20 protein-coding genes are annotated in these 19,329 nt (G+C 59.9%); 10 read left to right on the top strand and 10 right to left on the bottom strand.

What is annotated here, in order from left to right; genetic code table 11:
- Window position 1: 1 nt before the first annotated feature.
- The 3 genes from rnk to cyaY form a co-directional block, all read right to left on the bottom strand.
- The gene (gene rnk, locus AC1RPZ_RS04770) at window positions 2-412 is read right to left on the bottom strand and encodes a nucleoside diphosphate kinase regulator (protein WP_493135351.1); all 411 of its coding nucleotides are present in this window, start codon (window positions 410-412) and stop codon (window positions 2-4) included.
- Between the two features lie 297 nt (window positions 413-709).
- Window positions 710-934: a DUF1289 domain-containing protein gene (locus tag AC1RPZ_RS04765; RefSeq protein WP_493135349.1), complete on the bottom strand. Its 225-nt coding sequence runs from the start codon at window positions 932-934 to the stop codon at window positions 710-712.
- A gap of 4 nt (window positions 935-938) precedes the next feature.
- Complete coding sequence (gene cyaY / locus AC1RPZ_RS04760) at window positions 939-1,271, bottom strand: iron donor protein CyaY (RefSeq protein ID WP_493135347.1); 333 nt, start codon at window positions 1,269-1,271, stop codon at window positions 939-941.
- A gap of 234 nt (window positions 1,272-1,505) precedes the next feature.
- On the opposite strand from cyaY, the gene lptM reads away from it, so the two are divergent.
- The 6 genes from lptM to AC1RPZ_RS04730 are packed head-to-tail and all read left to right on the top strand — an operon-like array spanning window position 1,506 to window position 6,116.
- Window positions 1,506-1,679, top strand: coding sequence for an LPS translocon maturation chaperone LptM (gene lptM, locus AC1RPZ_RS04755; RefSeq protein ID WP_019694236.1), 174 nt, complete (start codon window positions 1,506-1,508; stop codon window positions 1,677-1,679).
- A gap of 9 nt (window positions 1,680-1,688) precedes the next feature.
- Window positions 1,689-2,936, top strand: a complete 1,248-nt coding sequence (gene lysA / locus AC1RPZ_RS04750) for a diaminopimelate decarboxylase (protein ID WP_493135345.1) — start codon at window positions 1,689-1,691, stop codon at window positions 2,934-2,936.
- 4 nt (window positions 2,937-2,940) lie between these two features.
- Window positions 2,941-3,771, top strand: coding sequence for a diaminopimelate epimerase (gene dapF, locus AC1RPZ_RS04745; RefSeq protein ID WP_493135343.1), 831 nt, complete (start codon window positions 2,941-2,943; stop codon window positions 3,769-3,771).
- A 13-nt stretch (window positions 3,772-3,784) separates the two neighbouring features.
- A complete protein-coding gene (locus AC1RPZ_RS04740; protein ID WP_493135342.1) occupies window positions 3,785-4,510 on the top strand; it encodes a DUF484 family protein in 726 nt (241 codons plus the stop codon).
- Between the two features lie 2 nt (window positions 4,511-4,512).
- Window positions 4,513-5,412, top strand: coding sequence for a tyrosine recombinase XerC (gene xerC / locus AC1RPZ_RS04735; protein ID WP_493135340.1), 900 nt, complete (start codon window positions 4,513-4,515; stop codon window positions 5,410-5,412).
- Window positions 5,409-6,116 carry an HAD family hydrolase gene (locus AC1RPZ_RS04730; protein WP_401119933.1) on the top strand — a complete coding sequence of 236 codons (708 nt, stop codon included), beginning with the start codon at window positions 5,409-5,411 and terminating at the stop codon, window positions 6,114-6,116. Before xerC ends, AC1RPZ_RS04730 begins: the two co-directional genes overlap by 4 nt.
- Window positions 6,117-6,262: 146 nt before the next feature.
- On the opposite strand, the gene sutA is transcribed toward AC1RPZ_RS04730, so the two are convergent.
- The 4 genes from sutA to glnK all read right to left on the bottom strand — a co-directional run bounded on the left by sutA (window position 6,263) and on the right by glnK (window position 9,040).
- Window positions 6,263-6,589, bottom strand: a complete 327-nt coding sequence (gene sutA / locus AC1RPZ_RS04725; protein ID WP_019694242.1) for a dormancy-specific transcriptional regulator SutA — start codon at window positions 6,587-6,589, stop codon at window positions 6,263-6,265.
- Between the two features lie 103 nt (window positions 6,590-6,692).
- Window positions 6,693-7,118 (bottom strand): secondary thiamine-phosphate synthase enzyme YjbQ, encoded by a 426-nt coding sequence (locus AC1RPZ_RS04720; RefSeq protein WP_493135337.1) that lies wholly within the window; start codon window positions 7,116-7,118, stop codon window positions 6,693-6,695.
- Window positions 7,119-7,330: 212 nt separating this feature from the next.
- Complete coding sequence (locus AC1RPZ_RS04715; protein ID WP_493135335.1) at window positions 7,331-8,668, bottom strand: ammonium transporter; 1,338 nt, start codon at window positions 8,666-8,668, stop codon at window positions 7,331-7,333.
- Window positions 8,669-8,701: 33 nt separating this feature from the next.
- The gene (gene glnK, locus AC1RPZ_RS04710; protein WP_002555808.1) at window positions 8,702-9,040 is read right to left on the bottom strand and encodes a P-II family nitrogen regulator; all 339 of its coding nucleotides are present in this window, start codon (window positions 9,038-9,040) and stop codon (window positions 8,702-8,704) included.
- Between the two features lie 414 nt (window positions 9,041-9,454).
- On the opposite strand from glnK, the gene AC1RPZ_RS04705 reads away from it, so the two are divergent.
- Both AC1RPZ_RS04705 and AC1RPZ_RS04700 read left to right on the top strand, forming a co-directional pair.
- Window positions 9,455-9,712 carry an accessory factor UbiK family protein gene (locus tag AC1RPZ_RS04705; protein WP_493135333.1) on the top strand — a complete coding sequence of 86 codons (258 nt, stop codon included), beginning with the start codon at window positions 9,455-9,457 and terminating at the stop codon, window positions 9,710-9,712.
- Window positions 9,713-9,956: 244 nt separating this feature from the next.
- The gene (locus tag AC1RPZ_RS04700; protein ID WP_493135331.1) at window positions 9,957-11,450 is read left to right on the top strand and encodes a YifB family Mg chelatase-like AAA ATPase; all 1,494 of its coding nucleotides are present in this window, start codon (window positions 9,957-9,959) and stop codon (window positions 11,448-11,450) included.
- Window positions 11,451-11,456: 6 nt separating this feature from the next.
- On the opposite strand, the gene AC1RPZ_RS04695 is transcribed toward AC1RPZ_RS04700, so the two are convergent.
- The gene (locus AC1RPZ_RS04695; protein ID WP_493135329.1) at window positions 11,457-12,671 is read right to left on the bottom strand and encodes an aldose 1-epimerase family protein; all 1,215 of its coding nucleotides are present in this window, start codon (window positions 12,669-12,671) and stop codon (window positions 11,457-11,459) included.
- 154 nt (window positions 12,672-12,825) lie between these two features.
- A complete protein-coding gene (locus AC1RPZ_RS04690) occupies window positions 12,826-13,746 on the bottom strand; it encodes a LysR substrate-binding domain-containing protein (protein WP_477769180.1) in 921 nt (306 codons plus the stop codon).
- Window positions 13,747-13,904: 158 nt separating this feature from the next.
- Here AC1RPZ_RS04690 and AC1RPZ_RS04685 point away from each other — a divergent pair, with 158 nt between their 5' ends.
- The gene (locus AC1RPZ_RS04685) at window positions 13,905-15,302 is read left to right on the top strand and encodes a NorM family multidrug efflux MATE transporter (RefSeq protein WP_493135327.1); all 1,398 of its coding nucleotides are present in this window, start codon (window positions 13,905-13,907) and stop codon (window positions 15,300-15,302) included.
- 48 nt (window positions 15,303-15,350) lie between these two features.
- On the opposite strand, the gene AC1RPZ_RS04680 is transcribed toward AC1RPZ_RS04685, so the two are convergent.
- A complete protein-coding gene (locus tag AC1RPZ_RS04680) occupies window positions 15,351-17,021 on the bottom strand; it encodes a putative bifunctional diguanylate cyclase/phosphodiesterase (protein WP_493135324.1) in 1,671 nt (556 codons plus the stop codon).
- Window positions 17,022-17,286: 265 nt separating this feature from the next.
- On the opposite strand from AC1RPZ_RS04680, the gene rep reads away from it, so the two are divergent.
- Window positions 17,287-19,296 carry a DNA helicase Rep gene (rep, locus tag AC1RPZ_RS04675; RefSeq protein ID WP_493135322.1) on the top strand — a complete coding sequence of 670 codons (2,010 nt, stop codon included), beginning with the start codon at window positions 17,287-17,289 and terminating at the stop codon, window positions 19,294-19,296.
- Window positions 19,297-19,329 lie beyond the last annotated feature (33 nt).

Below are 19,329 nucleotides of genomic sequence, written 5' to 3'. Positions count from 1 at the left end.
TTCAGAACGTGCAGTCGCCGCCATTCTTGGGCTGCGACTCAACCTCAAGCAGTGTCAGCTTCAGGGTTTTGCCGCCCGGTGCCGGCCAGTCAATGTGCTGGCCAACCTTCAAACCGAGCAATGCGCTGCCGACCGGCGCAAGAATGGAAATCCTGCCTTCGTCGGCATTGGCATCCCGTGGATAAACCAGGGTCAGGTGATAGTCCTTGCCGCTGCTTTCTTCACGGCAATGCACACGAGAGTTCATGGTCACGACATCGGCAGGCACTTCATCGTGACCGACCAGCGTATCGGCGCGATCCAGCTCGGTTTGCAGCGCGATAACACCTGGCAGCGAGTCATCCAGGCTGTCGATCAAACGCTCCAGACGTTGCACGTCCAGACGGGTAAGGATGATGGAAGGTGCGGTCATGATTAAGGCAGACTCCTTTTTTCTGCACGACAAAAGCAAAACCCCGCCAGAAATAGGCGGGGTTTTCACGGGCCTCGATGAGTTGAGGCGTATCCGGACACTATCACAGCTCAAAAAATATACAAGCCAGCACCGGACAGCCCGCACAATCCCTGTAGGAGCTGCCGCAGGCTACGATCTTTTCAGGCATCACGATTTCTGTAGGAGCTGCCGAAGGCTGCGATCTTTCCGGCGCGTCGCGATTGGTGCAGAAGTCTGTAAAGGGCAAGATCAAAAGATCGCAGCCTGCGGCAGCTCCTACGGGTGGCTTGCAGCCTTGCGCTGTTGAGCCTGGGCGCAAATCACCCGACGTCGATCGTCGTCGGCCGAACGCCATTCGCGGATGTCTTCGACGTGGCGAAAACAACCCAGGCAGACTTTCTGCTCGTCCAGTCGACAGACGCTGGTGCACGGCGAAGGCACCGCCGCGCTGACGTTGCTGTACAGCGGCTTTGGCGGGCGGGCGGGCGCAGCCTCGTTCACAAGATCACAGCCCTTCGAAATCGAGTTCGACGTCAGCCTGCTGCTTGACGATGCGCTCAAGCATCTCGCCGAGTTGCTCTTCGCTCTTGTCACACATCCAGCGCTCGCTTTCTTCGTCATAGTCGAAGTGGAAACCGCCAGACACGGCCGCCAGCCACAGCTGACGCAGCGGTTCCTGACGACTGAAAATCAACTGGCTACCGCTTTCGAACTTGACGGTGAGTACACCGGCCGAGCTTTCCAGATCAACATCCAGGCCACTCTCATCGAAAATATCTTCCAGCGTCTGCTGGGTGGCATCGACCAGATCGTGGAAACGGGCTTCAGTCAAACTCATTGCAGGAACCTCAAAAAGTGTCTACTCACGCTCAAGCGCCGCAAGATACGGCCGAGCCCCAGCGATTGCAAAGGATACCGACCCCAGACAAGGGTGGGAAATATCCGCGCGCCTCGCGCCGATTGACCACCTGCCGCAGGCTAAGGCCCGCCGGACGGGTGGTCCGTCGCATAGGCAAGCTGCCGGGTGGCCGGTATACTCCGGCGCAATTAACGCATTTTCAAGGATTTCGCCATGAAGCGCCTGATCTCTTCCCTTGCTGCGCTCGTCGCGGTTGCCTGCCTTGTCACTGCCTGTGGTCAAAAGGGTCCGCTGTATCTGCCCGATGACAGCAAATCTCCTGAAGAGCAGGCGAAGTCGTCGCAGTCCAAAGCGCACCAGCACAGCACCAGTACCAGCACCTACTAAGGGAACATCATGGACGCTTTTAACTACCGTGACGGTGAGCTGTTCGCGGAAGGTGTTGCCCTGTCCGCCATCGCCGAACGCTTTGGCACACCGACCTACGTCTACTCCCGCGCACACATCGAAGCCCAGTACCTGGCGTACGCCGACGCCCTGGCCGGCACGCCGCACCTGATCTGCTTTGCAGTCAAGGCCAACTCCAACCTGGGTGTATTGAATGTCCTGGCGCGTTTGGGCGCTGGTTTCGACATCGTCTCCCGTGGCGAGCTGGAACGTGTTCTGGCCGCCGGTGGCCAGCCCGACAAGATCGTGTTCTCTGGCGTCGGCAAGACCCGTGAAGACATGCGTCGTGCCCTGGAAGTCGGCGTGCACTGCTTCAACGTCGAATCCACCGACGAACTCGAACGCCTGCAAGTCGTCGCTGCCGAACTCGGTGTTCGCGCGCCGATCTCGCTACGCGTGAACCCGGATGTCGATGCCGGTACTCACCCGTACATTTCTACCGGCCTTAAAGAAAACAAGTTCGGCATCGCCATCGCTGACGCCGAAGACGTGTACGTCCGCGCCGCGCAATTGCCTAACCTGGAAGTGGTCGGCGTCGATTGCCACATCGGCTCGCAACTGACCACCCTGCCCCCATTCCTCGATGCCCTCGACCGCCTGCTGGCGCTGATCGACCGTCTGAGCGATTGCGGGATCTACCTGCGCCACATCGACCTCGGTGGTGGTTTGGGCGTGCGTTATCGCGATGAAGAGCCGCCATTGGCTGCCGACTACATCAAAGCCGTCCGCGAACGCATCGAGGGTCGCGATCTGACGCTGGTGTTCGAGCCGGGCCGCTTCGTCGTCGCCAACGCCGGCGTGTTGCTGACTCAGGTCGAGTACCTCAAGCACACCGAACACAAAGACTTCGCCATCGTCGACGCGGCCATGAACGACCTGATCCGCCCAGCGCTGTATCAGGCCTGGATGGACGTCACGGCCGTGCGCCCGCGTGCAACCCCGGCGCGCGCCTACGACATCGTCGGGCCGATCTGCGAAACCGGCGACTTCCTTGCCAAGGATCGTCAACTGGCGCTGGAAGAAGGCGACTTGCTGGCCGTGCATTCGGCCGGTGCCTACGGGTTTGTCATGAGCTCCAACTACAACACTCGCGGCCGCGCCGCCGAAGTGCTGGTGGACGGTGATCAGGCCGTTGAAGTGCGTCGCCGCGAGACGGTAGCCGAGTTGTTTGCTGGCGAAAGCCTGCTGCCGGAGTAAACCCATGCTGCTGCGTTTTACCAAGATGCACGGCCTGGGCAACGACTTCATGGTCCTCGACCTGGTCAGCCAGCACGCGCACATTCTGCCCAAGCACGCCAAGCAATGGGGCGACCGGCACACCGGCGTCGGTTTCGACCAGTTGCTGATCGTCGAAGCGCCGAGCAACCCGGACGTGGATTTCCGTTACCGGATCTTCAACGCCGACGGTTCCGAAGTGGAGCAATGCGGTAACGGTGCGCGCTGCTTCGCGCGCTTCGTTCTGGACAAGCGCCTGACCGCCAAGCGGCAGATTCGCGTCGAGACCAAAAGCGGCATCATTGAGCTGGATATCCGCAGCGACGGCCAGATCAGCGTCAACATGGGTGCACCGCGCCTGGTGCCGGCTGACATTCCGTTTCAGGCGCCGGCTCAGGCCTTGAGTTATCAGGTCGAAGTCGATGGTCAAACCGTCGAGCTCGCCGCAGTATCCATGGGCAACCCCCACGCCGTAGTGCGGGTCAGTGACATCAACAATGCACCGGTGCATGAACTGGGACCGAAGATCGAAAACCATCCACGCTTCCCGGCGCGGGTCAATGTCGGTTTTCTCCAGGTCATCGACCGGAGCCGCGCGCAGTTGCGCGTCTGGGAACGCGGTACCGGGGAAACCCAGGCCTGCGGGACCGGCGCCTGCGCCGCCGCAGTGGCCGCGATCAGCCAGGGGTGGATGGATTCGCCGCTATTGATCGACCTGCCCGGCGGGCGCTTGTCCATTGAATGGGCAGGTCCTGGCCAACCGGTGATGATGACCGGCCCGGCAGTGCGCGTATACGAAGGACAAGTGCGTCTTTGAGTGAGCGAAATACATGACTGATCAGCCTCAGGTTCCAGCCCCACAGCCCGACGAATCCTCTTCCGAAAGCCTGGAGGCGGCGGCGATTGCCGCGTACCTGGAGGCTCATCCGGATTTCTTCGTCGAGCACGAAGAACTGCTCCCGGCACTGCGCATTCCGCACCAGCGCGGCGACACCATCTCGTTGGTCGAGCGCCAGATGAAAATCCTGCGCGAACGCAACATCGAGATGCGCCATCGCCTCTCGCAGCTGATGGACGTCGCCCGTGACAACGACCGGCTGTTCGACAAAACCCGCCGACTGACGCTCGCGTTGATGGACGCCAGCAGCCTGGACGACGTGGTCATCAGCGTCGAAGACAGCCTGCGCCAGGACTTCCAGGTGCCCTTTGTCAGCCTGATCCTGTTCAGTGACGAACCCTTGCCAGTCGGCCGCTGGGTGACCGCTGCCGACGCGCAAAAGGCGATCGGTGGCTTGTTGTCGGAAAACAAATGCGTCAGCGGCAGCCTGCGCGAACACGAGCTGGACTTCCTGTTCGGCGAAGAACAGCGCAAGCAGATCGGCTCCACCGCCGTGGTCACCATCAGCCATCAAGGCCTGCACGGTGTCCTGGCGATCGCCAGTCGCGATCCTCAGCACTACAAAAGCTCGGTGGGCACGTTGTTCCTCAGCTACATCGCTGAAGTCATGGGCCGCGTACTGCCACGGGTCAACACTTCGCTACGCTCGGTACGCTGACCATGGAACGACAACTGGACGCCTACTGCGAGCACCTGCGCAGTGAGCGTCAGGTGTCGCCTCACACACTGGAAGCCTACCGTCGTGACTTGAACAAGGTCCTGGCGCACTGCAATAAACAGAACATCGACAGCTGGACCGCGCTGGACATCCAGCGCCTGCGCAGCCTGATCGCCCGCTTGCACTCACAAGGACAATCCTCGCGCAGCCTGGCGCGGCTGCTCTCGGCGGTACGCGGGCTTTATAACTACCTGAACCGCGAAGGCCTCTGCGACCACGACCCGGCCAACGGCCTGGCGCCCCCCAAGGGCGAACGCCGCCTGCCAAAAACCCTCGACACCGACCGTGCGCTGCAACTGCTCGATGGCGCCGTTGAAGACGACTTCATGGCCCGTCGTGACCAGGCGATTCTTGAGCTGTTTTACTCGTCCGGTTTGCGCCTGTCGGAGCTGACCGGGCTCAACCTTGAACAGCTGGATCTGGCGGACGGTCTGGTGCAAGTGCTCGGCAAGGGCAGCAAGACCCGGGTGCTGCCGGTCGGCAAGAAGGCCCGCGAAGCCCTGGAATTGTGGCTGCCGCTGCGGGCTATGGCGAACCCGGTGGACGATGCGGTATTCGTCAGCCAGAAGGGCCGACGCCTCGGCTCACGGGCCGTTCAGGCACGGGTCAAAGCCGTCGGCGAGCGCGAACTGGGGCAAAACCTGCACCCGCACATGTTGCGACACTCCTTTGCCAGCCACTTGCTGGAGTCCTCGCAAGACCTGCGCGCGGTGCAGGAATTGCTCGGCCACTCGGACATCAAAACCACGCAGATCTACACCCACCTGGACTTCCAGCACTTGGCCACGGTCTACGACAGCGCCCATCCACGGGCCAAACGCATCAAAGGCGATGAGCAATGACAATCCAATTGATCACCTTCGACCTCGACGACACCCTGTGGGACACCGCCCCGGTGATCGTCAGCGCTGAAGCGGTGCTGCGCCAGTGGCTGGCCGAGCACACGCCGAACCTCGGTGCCTTGCCGGTAGATCATTTGTGGACCATTCGTGAGCGGGTATTGAGCCACGAACCCCACCTCAAGCACCGCATCAGCGCCCTGCGTCGCCGGGTGCTGTTCCACGCCCTGGAAGAAGCCGGTTACGCCCACGAACACGCTACCGAACTGGCGGATCAGGGCTTCGAAGTGTTTTTGCATGCACGGCATCAGCTGGAAATCTTCCCCGAGGTGCAACCGACGCTGGAGATTCTGGCCAATCACTACGCTTTGGGCGTGGTCACCAACGGCAATGCGGATGTGCGGCGGCTGGGGCTGGCGGATTACTTCAAGTTCATCCTGTGCGCAGAGGATATCGGCATCGCCAAACCCGATGCCCGACTGTTCCACGAAGCCCTGAAACGCGGCGGTGCGACCGCAGAGACCGCAGTGCATATCGGCGATCATCCAGGCGATGACATTGCCGGCGCCCAGCAGGCAGGGTTGCGGGCCATCTGGTTCAACCCGGCGGGCAAGGTGTGGGAAGCCGACAAGGCGCCAGATGCCGAGATTCGCAGTTTGACCGAGTTGCCAGCGTTGTTGGCGCGGTGGAACACGGCCAAGATTTGAGTGGTACCTGAAAAGATCGCAGCCTTCGGCAGCTCCTACGCCGATCAATGTAGGAGCTGCCGAAGGCTGCGATCTTTTGACTTCGTTTCACCCATGAAAAAGCCCGCAGCGACGGCGGGCTTTTTCAGCAATCACGTAGCAGGCGCTTAGATAGGCCGGCTGCCGTACTTGTTATCAGGCTTCTTTGGCGGATCCGCCACCACGTTGGCCTCGACTTCCTGAACCTTGCCGCCTTTGGCAAGGAACTCTTCCATCGCGCGCGCCAGAGCATCGCGCTCTTTGTTCTTGGCTTCGACACTCGGCAGCTCGTCTACCGACACCGCAGCCTTGGCCTTGCCTTTGGCGGTCGGGACCGGTGTGTCATCACCGCCATCGTCGTCAGCAACGTCTTCCGCCGCTGCTTCCAGGCCTTCTTCGGTCTCGTCTTCGTCGCCTACTTCGAGGTCGTCGTTTTCCAGATCATCGTCGCTCATGTTCTACCTCATGACTTGCGAAAAGCAGATTAGTTATAGCCCAGCTTCGTCGTCTGTCGACGACTGCCGGAAAAAATTCAACATCCACTGGTGACCAGCGGGTTTATGCCTCTTCACCGTGCACGGTGGCGAGGACTTTGCGAGCACCGCCATGATCGCGGTGCTCACCCAGATAAACACCTTGCCAGCTACCTAACGCCAATCGGCCCGCCGTTATCGGCAAACTCAATTGACAGCCTAGCAAACTGGCCTTGAAGTGCGCCGGGAGGTCGTCCAGGCCTTCGTCGTTATGCTCATAGCCGGCTGTTCCTTGTGGGATCAGCCGATTGAAAAACCGTTCGAAGTCGCGACGTACCGCCGGATCAGCGTTCTCGTTGATGGTCAACGACGCCGAGGTATGCTGCAGCCACAAATGCAACAGACCGACCCGACATGCCTTGAGTTCAGGCAGGCCGGCGAGTAACTCGTCCGTTACCAGATGAAAGCCCCGGGGCCGTGCCCGCAGGGTTATCAGAGTCTGTTGCCACATACAGTTCTCCGCACGTTCGGGGCGCATTCTAGCGCGCTCTGGGAAAAAACAAAGGCCCTAATATTCCTGCAATGCTGTAAGCCATTGGCCCAATAAAAACCATCACCGTAAACACTGCTGATGGCGGATGAAAAATCCTTTCAGCTGTTTCTACAATGACAAATCCCGGACAAAAAAATGCCCGGCAAGCCGGGCACTTTTTTTTCGCGAACTTACATGTTGTAGCCGCGCTCGTTGTGCAGAGCCAGGTCGATGCCGACCGCTTCTTCCTCATCGGTGATTCGCAGACCCATGACGGCGTCCAGCACCTTGAGAATGATGAAGGTGGCGATCGCGGTGTAGATCACCGTGAAGCCCACGCCTTTGCACTGAATCCAGACTTGTGCCGCGATGTCGGTCACGGTGCCGAAGCCACCCAGCGACGGAGCCGCGAATACACCGGTGAGGATCGCGCCGAGGATACCGCCGATGCCGTGCACGCCGAAGGCGTCGAGGGAGTCGTCGTAACCCAGTTTGCGTTTCAGGGTGGTGGCGCAGAAGAAGCACACCACGCCTGCTGCCAGACCGATAATCAGCGAGCCCATCGGGCCAACGGTGCCCGCGGCCGGAGTGATCGCAACCAGACCGGCAACCACACCCGAAGCGATACCCAGTGCGCTAGGTTTGCCGTGGGTCAGCCACTCGGCGAACATCCAGCCCAGGGCCGCTGCGGCGGTAGCGATCTGAGTCACCAGCATGGCCATACCGGCAGTGCCGTTGGCGGCTGAAGCGGAACCAGCGTTGAAACCGAACCAGCCGACCCACAACATCGCGGCGCCCATCAGGGTGTAACCGAGGTTGTGCGGAGCCATCGGCGTGGTCGGGAAGCCTTTGCGCTTGCCCAGTACCAGGCACGCCACCAGACCGGCGACACCGGCGTTGATGTGGACCACGGTGCCGCCCGCGAAGTCGAGCACGCCCCAGTCGCCCAACAGTGAACCCGGACCGCTCCAGACCATGTGCGCGATCGGCGCGTAAACCAGGGTGAACCAGATGCCCATGAACACCATCATCGCGGAGAACTTCATCCGCTCGGCGAACGCACCGACGATCAGCGCCGGGGTGATGATGGCGAAAGTCATCTGATAGGTGACGAACACCGCCTCGGGAAACAGCGCCGTAGGGCCGGTAATACTGGCAGGCGTGATGCCGGCGAGGAAAGCCTTGGCGAAGCTGCCGACAAAGGAATTCAGGTTGACGACGTTTACTTCCATGCCAGTCGTGTCAAACGCCATGCTGTAGCCATAAAGGAACCACAGGATGGTGACCAGGCCGGTAATGGCGAAGCACTGCATCATCAACGAAAGAACGTTTTTGGAACGAACCATGCCGCCGTAGAACAGCGCGAGGCCTGGAATAGTCATGAACAGCACGAGGGCAGTAGAGGTCAACATCCAGGCGGTATCGCCGGAGTTGAGGACTGGAGGCGCCACCGGGTCTGCCGCCATGGCCAGGCTGGGCATTACGATGGACAACAGGGCTCCTAGTCCTGCGAATTTACGCAGAGTCATATTGTTTTCTCCTGGGGCGTTGGGTTTGGTGGCTTAGATTGCGTCGGTATCGGTTTCGCCGGTACGGATGCGAATAGCCTGTTCCAGATTGACTACGAAGATCTTGCCGTCACCAATCTTGCCGGTGTTGGCCGCCTTGGTTATCGCCTCGATAACCCGGTCAAGATCCTTGTCGTCAATAGCGACATCAATCTTCACCTTGGGCAGAAAATCGACCACGTACTCCGCGCCGCGATACAGCTCGGTGTGACCCTTCTGCCGACCGAAGCCTTTGACCTCAGTGACGGTAATGCCCTGCACGCCGATCTCGGACAACGACTCGCGTACATCGTCCAGCTTGAACGGCTTGATGATGGCAGTGACTAGTTTCATGAAAACTCTCTCCCGAATTGGTGGACTTGCCCCAGGAAAACAAACCCGACTCAAGTCTAAGCGCAGTGCCTGGCTTTGTAACGCATCGTCGGCCCTACTCGCCCGACTGACGCCAGTTAACCGCTCCTGACGAAACTCCCCGCTCCGCCTGCCGCACTGCATTCGTCACAGCGACTGCATCAGTGCATAGGTCACAAGAGACTAAGCAGAAAGCTTGCCATCTCGTAAAAAACCAATGATTTCAATCCCTTGGTCGATGCCACGGGCGCCAATGCCCAATCGCCACCACCAATACGCACAACAACGGTGCAACAACGCCCGACAACATGCGCGAAAAGCGTGCATCCGTGCCCGCGCCATTGACTATAGACACTGCGTGATACACTGCCGGCCATTGTTTCCAGGACATTTCCCATGCTCGCGCCCAAAGACTTCCTCGACGCCCTGAGCGGCCACGCCTCCCGCCTGTTCAGCGGCGAAACCCCGCTGCCAAAAAGCGAAATCGAAAGCCAGTTCAAAGCCCTGCTGCAAAGCGGCTTCAGCAAGCTTGATCTGGTGAGCCGGGAAGAATTCGACAGCCAGATGGTCGTCCTGGCGCGCACCCGGGCACGGTTGGAGAGTCTTGAGACGAAAGTCGCCGAGTTGGAAGCCAGGCTGAATCCACCGGTGTAACAACTGTGTTCATCACGCCTAAATTTTCTTTGCATAGAGAACCGCCTGACTGGCGGTTTTTTTTGCATTCAAATCAATCGAGTGCCTATTGAACAGGCCTAAAAGGAATTGATACTTCAGGATCCGCCGACGCTCGCAACATCCTGCGAAAGTTTGGTTCCACTGCCAGCGCGCTAAAACACTACGCCGCAACTACCCTTCAAAAAACCGCAGGAAGCGGTTCTCGCAAGCTCAAGGAATGATCATGTCTCTGGCCATCGTCCATAGCCGCGCCCAGGTCGGTGTGGAAGCGCCCGCCGTCACCGTAGAAGTCCATTTGGCCAACGGCTTGCCGTCGCTGACGATGGTGGGCTTGCCGGAAGCAGCGGTGAAGGAAAGCAAGGATCGGGTGCGCAGTGCGATCATCAATTCCGGGCTGCAATTTCCGGCAAGGCGCATCACCTTGAATCTCGCCCCGGCCGATTTACCGAAAGACGGTGGACGCTTCGATCTGGCGATCGCCCTTGGGATTCTGGCGGCCAGCGTACAGGTGCCGACGCTGACGCTGGATGACGTGGAGTGCCTGGGCGAGTTGGCGCTGTCAGGCGAGGTGCGAGCGGTTCGTGGTGTATTGCCGGCAGCACTCGCGGCGCGCAAGGCCGGACGATCACTGATGGTGCCGCGGGCGAATGCCGAGGAAGCGTGCCTGGCCTCAGGATTAAAGGTCATTGCGGTGGATCATCTGTTGGAGGCGGTCGCGCATTTCAATGGCCACACGCCCGTAGAACCGTTTGTTTCCAACGGCTTGCTCTACGCCAGCAAACCCTACCCTGATTTAAATGAAGTGCAGGGCCAGACTGCGGCCAAGCGTGCATTACTGATTGCTGCTGCAGGGGCTCATAACCTGCTGTTCAGCGGGCCACCGGGAACGGGGAAAACCCTGCTGGCGAGTCGTTTGCCTGGGCTGCTGCCGCCACTGGCCGAGAGTGAAGCGCTGGAAGTCGCGGCGATTCAATCGGTCACCAGTTGTGTGCCGTTGAGCCATTGGCCTCAACGACCGTTCCGCCAGCCGCACCATTCGGCGTCCGGCCCGGCACTGGTGGGCGGAGGCTCGAAACCACAGCCCGGTGAAATCACCCTCGCCCACCATGGCGTGCTGTTCCTCGATGAGCTGCCGGAGTTTGATCGCAAGGTGCTGGAGGTGCTGAGAGAACCGCTGGAATCGGGGTGCATCGTGATTTCCCGAGCTCGTGACCGCGTACGTTTTCCCGCGCGCTTTCAACTGGTGGCCGCAATGAACCCGTGCCCCTGTGGATATCTTGGCGAGCCGAGCGGACGCTGCTGTTGTTCTCCAGACCAGATTCAGCGTTATCGCAACAAACTGTCGGGGCCGCTGCTGGACCGAATTGATCTGCACCTGACGGTTGCCCGCGAAACCACGGCGTTGAATCCGGCACTAAAACCCGGCGATGACACCGTAACCGCCGCAGCCTTGGTCGCGGATGCAAGGGAGCGGCAACACAAACGCCAGGGCTGCGCCAATGCCTTCCTCGACCTGCCGGGCCTGCGCCAACACTGCACGTTATCCACAACCGACGAAAACTGGCTGGAAACCGCGTGCGAGCGATTGACCTTATCGTTGAGGGCCGCGCACCGACTGCTCAAGGTGGCGCGTACCCTGGCGGACCTTGAGCAGGTTGATGCAATCACCCGTGAGCATTTGGCCGAAGCGTTGCAGTATCGACCGACCACAAACTAGTCGAGGTTATTCCTTGGTGAGATCCACCAACGGTGTTTGCCGCACTTCAGTCTCCCGCCCACCCTGAATCTCGCTCACCCGCGTCAACGCTTTATCCACAGCCGCTTTATCCGCCAGCAAGCTATAGCTGATCTGGAACTGCTTCTGTTCCTTGGCCGCAATCGTCGGCACCAGATTCAGTGGCCGCTGATACCTGCGGTTGTAGGAAAAACTCGTCCCCGGCTCCAGCCCCGTGACATAGCCCTGCCCTTGGGTATCGGTATTTTTCCACAGTGAGAACACCGGCAATTGCCGGGTATTGAAGCCAACCGACACACCGAGGTTGCTCGCTTTGTTATGCAGCACCGTCAGCGTGTTGCCCTTGGCATCGGCATACGGCACGACGTTGTAGACGGTTTCGTCGTAGTCCTTGGTCGGCGCGCGATAGGTCTGCCAGTTGGGCAAATCCCCCTTGGCCTTGTCGTTGAACGGCGACACCTGTTTCACCGGCGCGGCGAAACGAGCGCCCTGTTCCAGGAAGGGGGTGCTGAAGTTGCTGTGGTAGAGCGCCTGGTACTCCTTCGGATAGTCGCCGTTGTTGGTCAGGGTGTCGTTGAGGGAGAAACGCACGCTGCCAGGTTCGGTGACCAGTTCGGTCATCACCGAAAAATCGACTTTCTTGAACGCCTGCTCTTTCAGCTCGCCGCGCAGGCTGATGGCGTAGGGCGGCTTTTCATCGATGTGCAGAGTGACTTTGCTGGCGGGAATGTTCGCGGCGCGGCCATGAAGGGTCAGCAGTTCGCCGTTGTCCATGCCGGGGTGGCCAACCCATTCGTATCCGCAGCGGGCGACCAGTTCGTTGAAGCCTTCGAGCCAGCCCAGTCCGCCGCGGCCGTTGAGTTCGATGAAGGACGGATTGACCACGTCCTTGACCGGTGAATCCCAACCCATGCGCACACTCCCTACCGACGCCTGTAGGACGTTCATGCCACGAGTTGGCACTACCGAGAGTTTCATCGTGCCATTATCAATGTCGACGATGCTGACGCCCTCCTGTCGACCGCCGTGCAAAGTACGCAGGGTTACGGAGAAGGGTTTGTCGGTTTTCACACCGAGCTGCTGGCTGGTGATTTGCTGGTTCTGGGCAGCCTTGTCGGTGTCGAGCAACACGTAATCCCAGGCCATGACGTGGGAGGCAGCCGTCAACGTGCTGAGGGCAACGATCAGTTTGAGCGGGGTCATGAGAAGCGCCTTTCTTGGAGTTGTGCATTTTTTATACCGCTGATGAAACGTTTCAGCAAGCTTAAAAACGGCACAACACAGCGCAAACCATCATTTGGTTCATTCCCACTCGATCAGCGGCTAACGCAGCCGCCATTGCGGCGATCACATCGATTCAGCCGAGGCGCTCGACATCCGGCAATTCCATGGCCTGGACCTCGCCCTGGAGGAAGTCGCTAAGGCGGCGCAAACGTTCGCCGCCGGGGCGGGTTTTCGGCCAGACCAGGTAATAATTCAGACCGCTCGCAACGGCGGTCGGCCACGGCAAACTCAGCCGTCCCTGAGCCACATCTTCGGCGACCATCAGCAAGTCACCCATCGACACCCCGTAACCTCGGGCGGCGGCGATCATCCCCAGCTCCAGCGTATCGAACACCTGCCCGCCCTTGAGCGACACCTGCTCGGACAGGCCCATGCACTCGAGCCAACTGCGCCAGTCACGCCGATCGGGAGTCGGATGGAGCAATTCAGTGCTGGCCAGCCGCTCGACATCCCACGGCTGATCATTCAACAGATTCGGCGAACCGACCGGGATCAACAACTCTGGAAACAGATAACTGGCTTCCCAGTCCGGCGGAAAATGCCCGTTGCTCAGCAACACGGCGCAATCGAACGGTTCGTGATTGAAGTCCACCGAGTCGACGTCCATCCAGGCGCTGGTCAGCTGCACCTCGTTACCCGGCTGCAAATGCCGGAAGCGGCTGAGTCGCGCCAGCAGCCAGCGCATGGTCAGGGTCGACGGGGCTTTCATGCGCAAAACGTCATCTTCGGCGCGCAAGGTATTGCAGGCCCGTTCCAGCGCGCCAAAGCCTTCGCGCACGCCCGGCAACAGTAAACGTGCGGCCTCGGTCAGTTGCAGATTGCGCCCGCTGCGCTGAAACAGCCGACAGGCAAAATGCTCCTCCAGCGTACGCACATGGCGGCTGACGGCGCTTTGGGTAATCGACAGCTCTTCAGCCGCACGGGTAAACGAACTGTGCCGTGCCGCGGCTTCGAAAGCGCGAAGGGCATAAAGCGGAGGAAGACGACGAGACATCAGGAAAGCTCCTATAGCGCGACCCTGAAACCCTATCAGAAACTCTCCAGCATGAGTTTTAATCATGCGAGCAATCGTTTTTATCCCTTTGTGCAAACACTTGCGAGCGCCGAGAATCAGCCCTTCCCACTTTGTCAGACTAAATGAGCGTGATGATCATGCAGCATCCAGCACGTACCGAACTCTGGGCCATCCTGCGGCTGGCAGGGCCGTTGATCGCCTCGCAGTTGGCGCACATGCTGATGATCCTCACCGATACCTTGATGATGGCCCGGCTCAGTCCGGAAGCCTTGGCCGGTGGCGGCCTGGGCGCGGCGACTTATACGTTCGTGTCGATTTTCTGTATCGGCGTGATCGCGGCGGTCGGCACGCTGGTGGCGATCCGGCAGGGCGCCGGCGACATAGAGGGCGCTACTCGGCTGACCCAGGCCGGACTCTGGCTGGCGTGGTTGATGGCCATAGTGGCGGGTTTGTTGTTGTGGAACCTCAAACCGGTGTTGCTGCTGTTCGGCCAGACCGAAAGCAACGTGCACGCGGCCGGCCAGTTCCTGTCGATTCTGCCGTTCGCCCTGCCCGGCTACCTGAGTTTCATGGCCTTGCGCGGCTTTACCAGCGCCATCGGCCGGACGACGCCGGTGATGGTCATCAGCCTTGTCGGGACCGTGGCCAACTTCCTGCTCAACTATGCGCTGATCACCGGTATGTTCGGCCTGCCGAAAATGGGTTTGATGGGGATCGGTCTGGTCACGGCCATCGTCGCCAACTGCATGGCACTCGGCCTGGCCTGGCATATTCGCCGGCATCCGGCTTACGACGCGTATCCGCTGCGCAAAGGGCTGTCACGGCCAAACCGCCAGTACCTGCGTGAGCTGTGGCGTCTGGGCCTGCCGATTGGCGGCACCTACGCGGTAGAAGTCGGCCTGTTCGCGTTTGGCGCGTTGTGCATGGGCACCATGGGCAGCACGCAATTGGCGGCGCATCAGATCGCCCTGCAAATTGTCTCGGTGGCGTTCATGATTCCGGCGGGGCTGTCGTATGCCATCACCCTGCGCATCGGTCAGCATTACGGTGGCGGGCAATTACTCGATGCGCGCTTGGCCGGGCGGGTCGGCATCGGCTTTGGGGCGGTGGCGATGCTGGGATTTGCCATGGTGTTCTGGCTGCTGCCGAACCAGCTGGTGGGGCTGTTCCTGGACCAAAATGACCCGGCGTTTCGCGAGGTGATCAACCTCGCGGTGAGCCTGCTGGCGGTGGCGGCGTGGTTCGAGCTGTTCGACGGTACCCAGACCATCGCCATGGGCTGCATACGTGGCCTGAAGGACGCCAAGACTACGTTCCTGGTTGGCCTCGTTTGCTATTGGCTGATCGGCGCGCCAGCTGCGTGGTGGATGGCTTTCCACCTCAATGGGGGACCGACCGGTGTCTGGTGGGGCCTGGCGCTGGGACTGGCCTGCTCGGCAGTCAGTTTGACGCTGGCATTTGAATGGAAGATGAAGCGGATGATCCGGCGCGAGCCGTCAGCACAGGTGGGTTTTCAGGTCATTCAGCCAGATTAAGATCAAAAGATCGCAGCCTGCGGCAGCTCCTACACCGGCTGCGATCTTTTAAATGGCCTGAACAATCGCCTGCTGGCTGCTACCGAAGGTCAGGTATTCGACCAGTTCCGCCAGCGGCAACGGTTTGCTGATCAGGTAACCCTGCACCTGATCGCAACCAAAGCCACGCAGCAGCTCAAGCTGTTCAGGGGTTTCAACGCCCTCGGCGACCACTTCCAGGTTGAGGTTGTGGGCCAGGTTGATCATGGCGTGGACCAGCTTGCGATTTTCCTCACGCATCTCCATGCCACCGACAAAGCTTTTGTCGATCTTCAGCAAGGCAATCGGCAGGCTGTTGAGGTGCACGAACGATGAGAAACCGGTACCGAAGTCGTCCAGGGAGAAACGCACGCCCAGACGTCCCAAAGCATCCATGGTCTGTTTGACCAGATCGCTGCGACGCATCACTGCGGTTTCTGTCAGTTCGAATTCCAGCCACTGCGCTTCAACGCCGCGCTCGGCAATCAACCGGCTCAAGGTCGACAGTAACTGACTGTCCTGGAACTGCCGGAACGACAGGTTCACCGCCATGTGCAACGGCGGCAGACCGCGTTCGCGTAACGCCTGCATGTCGCGCAAGGCGCGGGAAATGACCCAATAGCCCAACGGCACGATCAAACCGCTCTGCTCGGCCAGCGGCACGAACTCGCTCGGCGGCAACAGCCCGCGCTCGCCATGGCGCCAACGCACCAGCGCTTCGAGGCCGACGATTTGCCCGTCGTCCAGGTTCAGTCGCGGCTGGTAATGCAATTCCAGCTCATCGCGACGCAAGGCCCGGCGCAGTTCGCTTTCAAGATCGGCGAGGCTGCGGGCATTGCGGTTGATGCGTTCATTGAAGATATGAAAGGTGCAGCCTTGGGTGCTTTTGGCTTGCTGCATGGCGATGTGCGCGTGCCACATCAACGGGTCGGCGCCGGCCTGCGCACGGGCGTGGGCGATGCCCAGGCTGCAACCGATCAACAGGCTTTCGCCATCGACCCAGTAGGGTTCGGCCATGACTTCGGTGATGCGTTCGGCCATCCACTCGGCGCGTTGCGGTGCGCGACGGGTGTCGATGAGCAAGGCGAATTCGTCGCTGCCCAGACGCGCCAGTTGATCACCGGCCTCAAGCTGGCTCTTGAGCCGCGAGACCACTTGCAGGATCAGCCGGTCACCGGCCTGATGGCCTAGAGCGTCATTGGCGTGCCGGAAGTTATCGAGGTCCAGATGCCCCAGCGCCAGACCGCGTCCGTCGTTTTCCGCCAGACGCGCCGCCAGCAGGGTCTGAAAACCCTGGCGGTTGGCAATACCGGTCAGCGGATCTTGCTCGGCGAGACGCTGCAAGGTGTTTTCGAGCACACCACGCTCGCGCACGTGGCGCAGGCAGCGGCGCAATGTATCCACATCCAGTACATCACGTACCAGCCAGTCGCTGACACCGTCCGGTGGGATGGGCGGTTCATGTTCGAGCAACAATACCGTCGGCAGGCTGCAACGGCCCGGTTCCGGTTGAAGTGCTGGAATGGTCAACAGCACCGCGCTGCGGTTGTCAGCAAATAGACTGCTCACCGACTCCCAGGTCGGTGCACTGATCAGCACAGCCGAGCTCCCCATCGGAGCCAGACACTCGCGCAACAACGCTGCCCACACTGGCTCTTCGGCCAGTAGCAGCAAACGCAAGGGTTCGACAGGCGTAGACAAGCTAGCTCCCTAGACTCTGCAAAAGATGTTGGCGGCGGGCATTATGACGCGCAGATAAACAATGACCCATGATATTGATTATCAAACATTCTGTTGTACCGCTCTAAATCGAACATTAGATGCAAATTCAACACGCATCCTGCGGGAAAGTAACAAAACCGGCAAATTTAGATAGCGTGCTGCGTCACAAGTCGGAGAGAGGCGGCAGAATCTGTGCATCCTGTTAAAATGCCGGCCCTTTTCGCAATCGACTCCTTTTTCCGTCATGTCCCGACTCAATCCCCGGCAGCAAGAAGCCGTGAGCTACGTCGGCGGCCCTCTTTTGGTGCTCGCCGGTGCTGGCTCCGGCAAGACCAGTGTCATCACCCGCAAGATCGCTCACCTGATCCAGAGCTGCGGCATTCGCGCGCAGTACATCGTCGCCATGACCTTTACCAACAAGGCCGCGCGCGAGATGAAGGAGCGGGTCGGCACCTTGCTCAAGGGGGGTGAAGGACGCGGCCTGACGGTGTGCACGTTCCACAACCTGGGGCTGAACATCATCCGCAAGGAGCATGTGCGGCTGGGCTACAAACCCGGTTTCTCGATTTTCGACGAGACCGACGTCAAAGCCCTGATGACCGACATCATGCAGAAGGAATACTCGGGAGACGACGGCGTCGACGAGATCAAGAACATGATCGGCGCCTGGAAGAACGAGCTGATCCTGCCGCCCGAAGCCCTGGAAAACGCACGCAATCCCAAGGAACAGACCGCCGCCATCGTCTACACCCACTACCAACGCACGCTCAAAGCGTTCAACGCGGTGGACTTCGACGACCTGATCCTGCTGCCGGTGAAGCTGTTCCAGGAACACACCGACATCCTCGAAAAGTGGCAGAACAAAGTTCGCTACCTGCTGGTGGACGAATACCAGGACACCAACGCCAGCCAGTATTTGCTGGTCAAGCTGCTGATCGGCATCCGCAACCAGTTCACCGTGGTCGGCGACGATGACCAGTCGATCTACGCCTGGCGCGGCGCCCGCCCGGAAAACCTGATGCTGCTCAAGGACGACTATCCGTCCTTGAAAGTGGTGATGCTGGAGCAAAACTATCGCTCCACCAGCCGCATCCTGCGTTGCGCCAACGTGCTGATCTCGAACAACCCCCACGAATTTGAAAAACAGCTGTGGAGCGAGATGGGCCACGGTGACGAAATCCGCGTGATCCGCTGTCGCAACGAAGACGCCGAAGCCGAACGCGTGGCCGTGGAAATCCTCAGCCTGCACCTGCGCACCGACCGCCCGTACAGCGATTTCGCGATCCTCTACCGCGGTAACTACCAGGCCAAGCTGATTGAGCTGAAGCTGCAACACCACCAGATTCCTTATCGCCTGTCCGGTGGCAACAGCTTCTTCGGACGTCAGGAAGTCAAAGACCTGATGGCCTATTTCCGCCTGATCGTGAACCCGGATGACGACAACGCCTTCCTGCGGGTGATCAACGTCCCACGCCGGGAAATCGGTTCGACCACGCTGGAAAAACTCGGTAACTACGCGACCGAACGCAAGATCTCGATGTATGCCGCGACCGATGAAATCGGCCTGGGCGAACACCTGGACAGCCGCTTCACGGATCGTCTGGCACGCTTCAAGCGTTTCATGGACCGCGTGCGCGAGCAGTGCGCCGGCGAAGACCCGATCTCGGCCCTGCGCAGCATGGTCATGGACATCGACTACGAGAACTGGCTGCGCACCAACAGCTCCAGCGACAAGGCCGCCGACTACCGCATGGGTAACGTCTGGTTCCTGATCGAAGCGCTGAAGAACACCCTGGAAAAAGACGAAGACGGTGAAATGACCGTCGAAGACGCAATCGGCAAACTCGTTCTGCGGGACATGCTCGAACGTCAGCAGGAAGAGGAAGACGGCGCCGAAGGCGTGCAGATGATGACCTTGCACGCCTCCAAGGGTCTGGAATTCCCCTACGTGTTCATCATGGGCATGGAGGAGGAAATCCTCCCGCACCGCTCCAGCATCGAAGCCGACACCATCGAAGAAGAACGGCGTCTGGCCTACGTCGGGATTACCCGCGCGCGTCAGACCTTGGCCTTCACCTTTGCCGCCAAGCGCAAACAGTACGGCGAAATCATCGACTGCTCACCGAGCCGTTTCCTTGATGAGCTGCCGCCGGACGACCTGGCCTGGGAAGGCAACGACGATACCCCGACCGAAGTCAAAGCCGTGCGTGGCAATAGCGCACTGGCGGATATACGCGCGATGTTAAAGCGCTAGAATCGACTACTTTTTAACCGACTTTTGGCGCTC

The organism is Pseudomonas sp. GW822-FHT02D10, from assembly GCF_058802345.1.
Note: the sequence above shows the minus strand (reverse complement) of the source record. Positions and strands in the feature narration are given on the sequence as shown.

Coding starts and splice junctions, on each gene's coding strand:
- AC1RPZ_RS04740 (WP_493135342.1), top strand. CDS start 3,785: ATGACTGATCAGCCTCAGGTTCCAGCCCCACAGCCCGACGAATCCTCT.
- AC1RPZ_RS04690 (WP_477769180.1), bottom strand. CDS start 13,746: ATGTCTCGTCGTCTTCCTCCGCTTTATGCCCTTCGCGCTTTCGAAGCC.
- rnk (WP_493135351.1), bottom strand. CDS start 412: ATGACCGCACCTTCCATCATCCTTACCCGTCTGGACGTGCAACGTCTG.
- rep (WP_493135322.1), top strand. CDS start 17,287: ATGTCCCGACTCAATCCCCGGCAGCAAGAAGCCGTGAGCTACGTCGGC.
- AC1RPZ_RS04730 (WP_401119933.1), top strand. CDS start 5,409: ATGACAATCCAATTGATCACCTTCGACCTCGACGACACCCTGTGGGAC.
- lptM (WP_019694236.1), top strand. CDS start 1,506: ATGAAGCGCCTGATCTCTTCCCTTGCTGCGCTCGTCGCGGTTGCCTGC.
- glnK (WP_002555808.1), bottom strand. CDS start 9,040: ATGAAACTAGTCACTGCCATCATCAAGCCGTTCAAGCTGGACGATGTA.
- AC1RPZ_RS04685 (WP_493135327.1), top strand. CDS start 13,905: ATGCAGCATCCAGCACGTACCGAACTCTGGGCCATCCTGCGGCTGGCA.
- dapF (WP_493135343.1), top strand. CDS start 2,941: ATGCTGCTGCGTTTTACCAAGATGCACGGCCTGGGCAACGACTTCATG.
- AC1RPZ_RS04720 (WP_493135337.1), bottom strand. CDS start 7,118: ATGTGGCAACAGACTCTGATAACCCTGCGGGCACGGCCCCGGGGCTTT.
- cyaY (WP_493135347.1), bottom strand. CDS start 1,271: ATGAGTTTGACTGAAGCCCGTTTCCACGATCTGGTCGATGCCACCCAG.
- lysA (WP_493135345.1), top strand. CDS start 1,689: ATGGACGCTTTTAACTACCGTGACGGTGAGCTGTTCGCGGAAGGTGTT.
- sutA (WP_019694242.1), bottom strand. CDS start 6,589: ATGAGCGACGATGATCTGGAAAACGACGACCTCGAAGTAGGCGACGAA.
- xerC (WP_493135340.1), top strand. CDS start 4,513: ATGGAACGACAACTGGACGCCTACTGCGAGCACCTGCGCAGTGAGCGT.
- AC1RPZ_RS04695 (WP_493135329.1), bottom strand. CDS start 12,671: ATGACCCCGCTCAAACTGATCGTTGCCCTCAGCACGTTGACGGCTGCC.
- AC1RPZ_RS04705 (WP_493135333.1), top strand. CDS start 9,455: ATGCTCGCGCCCAAAGACTTCCTCGACGCCCTGAGCGGCCACGCCTCC.
- AC1RPZ_RS04700 (WP_493135331.1), top strand. CDS start 9,957: ATGTCTCTGGCCATCGTCCATAGCCGCGCCCAGGTCGGTGTGGAAGCG.
- AC1RPZ_RS04715 (WP_493135335.1), bottom strand. CDS start 8,668: ATGACTCTGCGTAAATTCGCAGGACTAGGAGCCCTGTTGTCCATCGTA.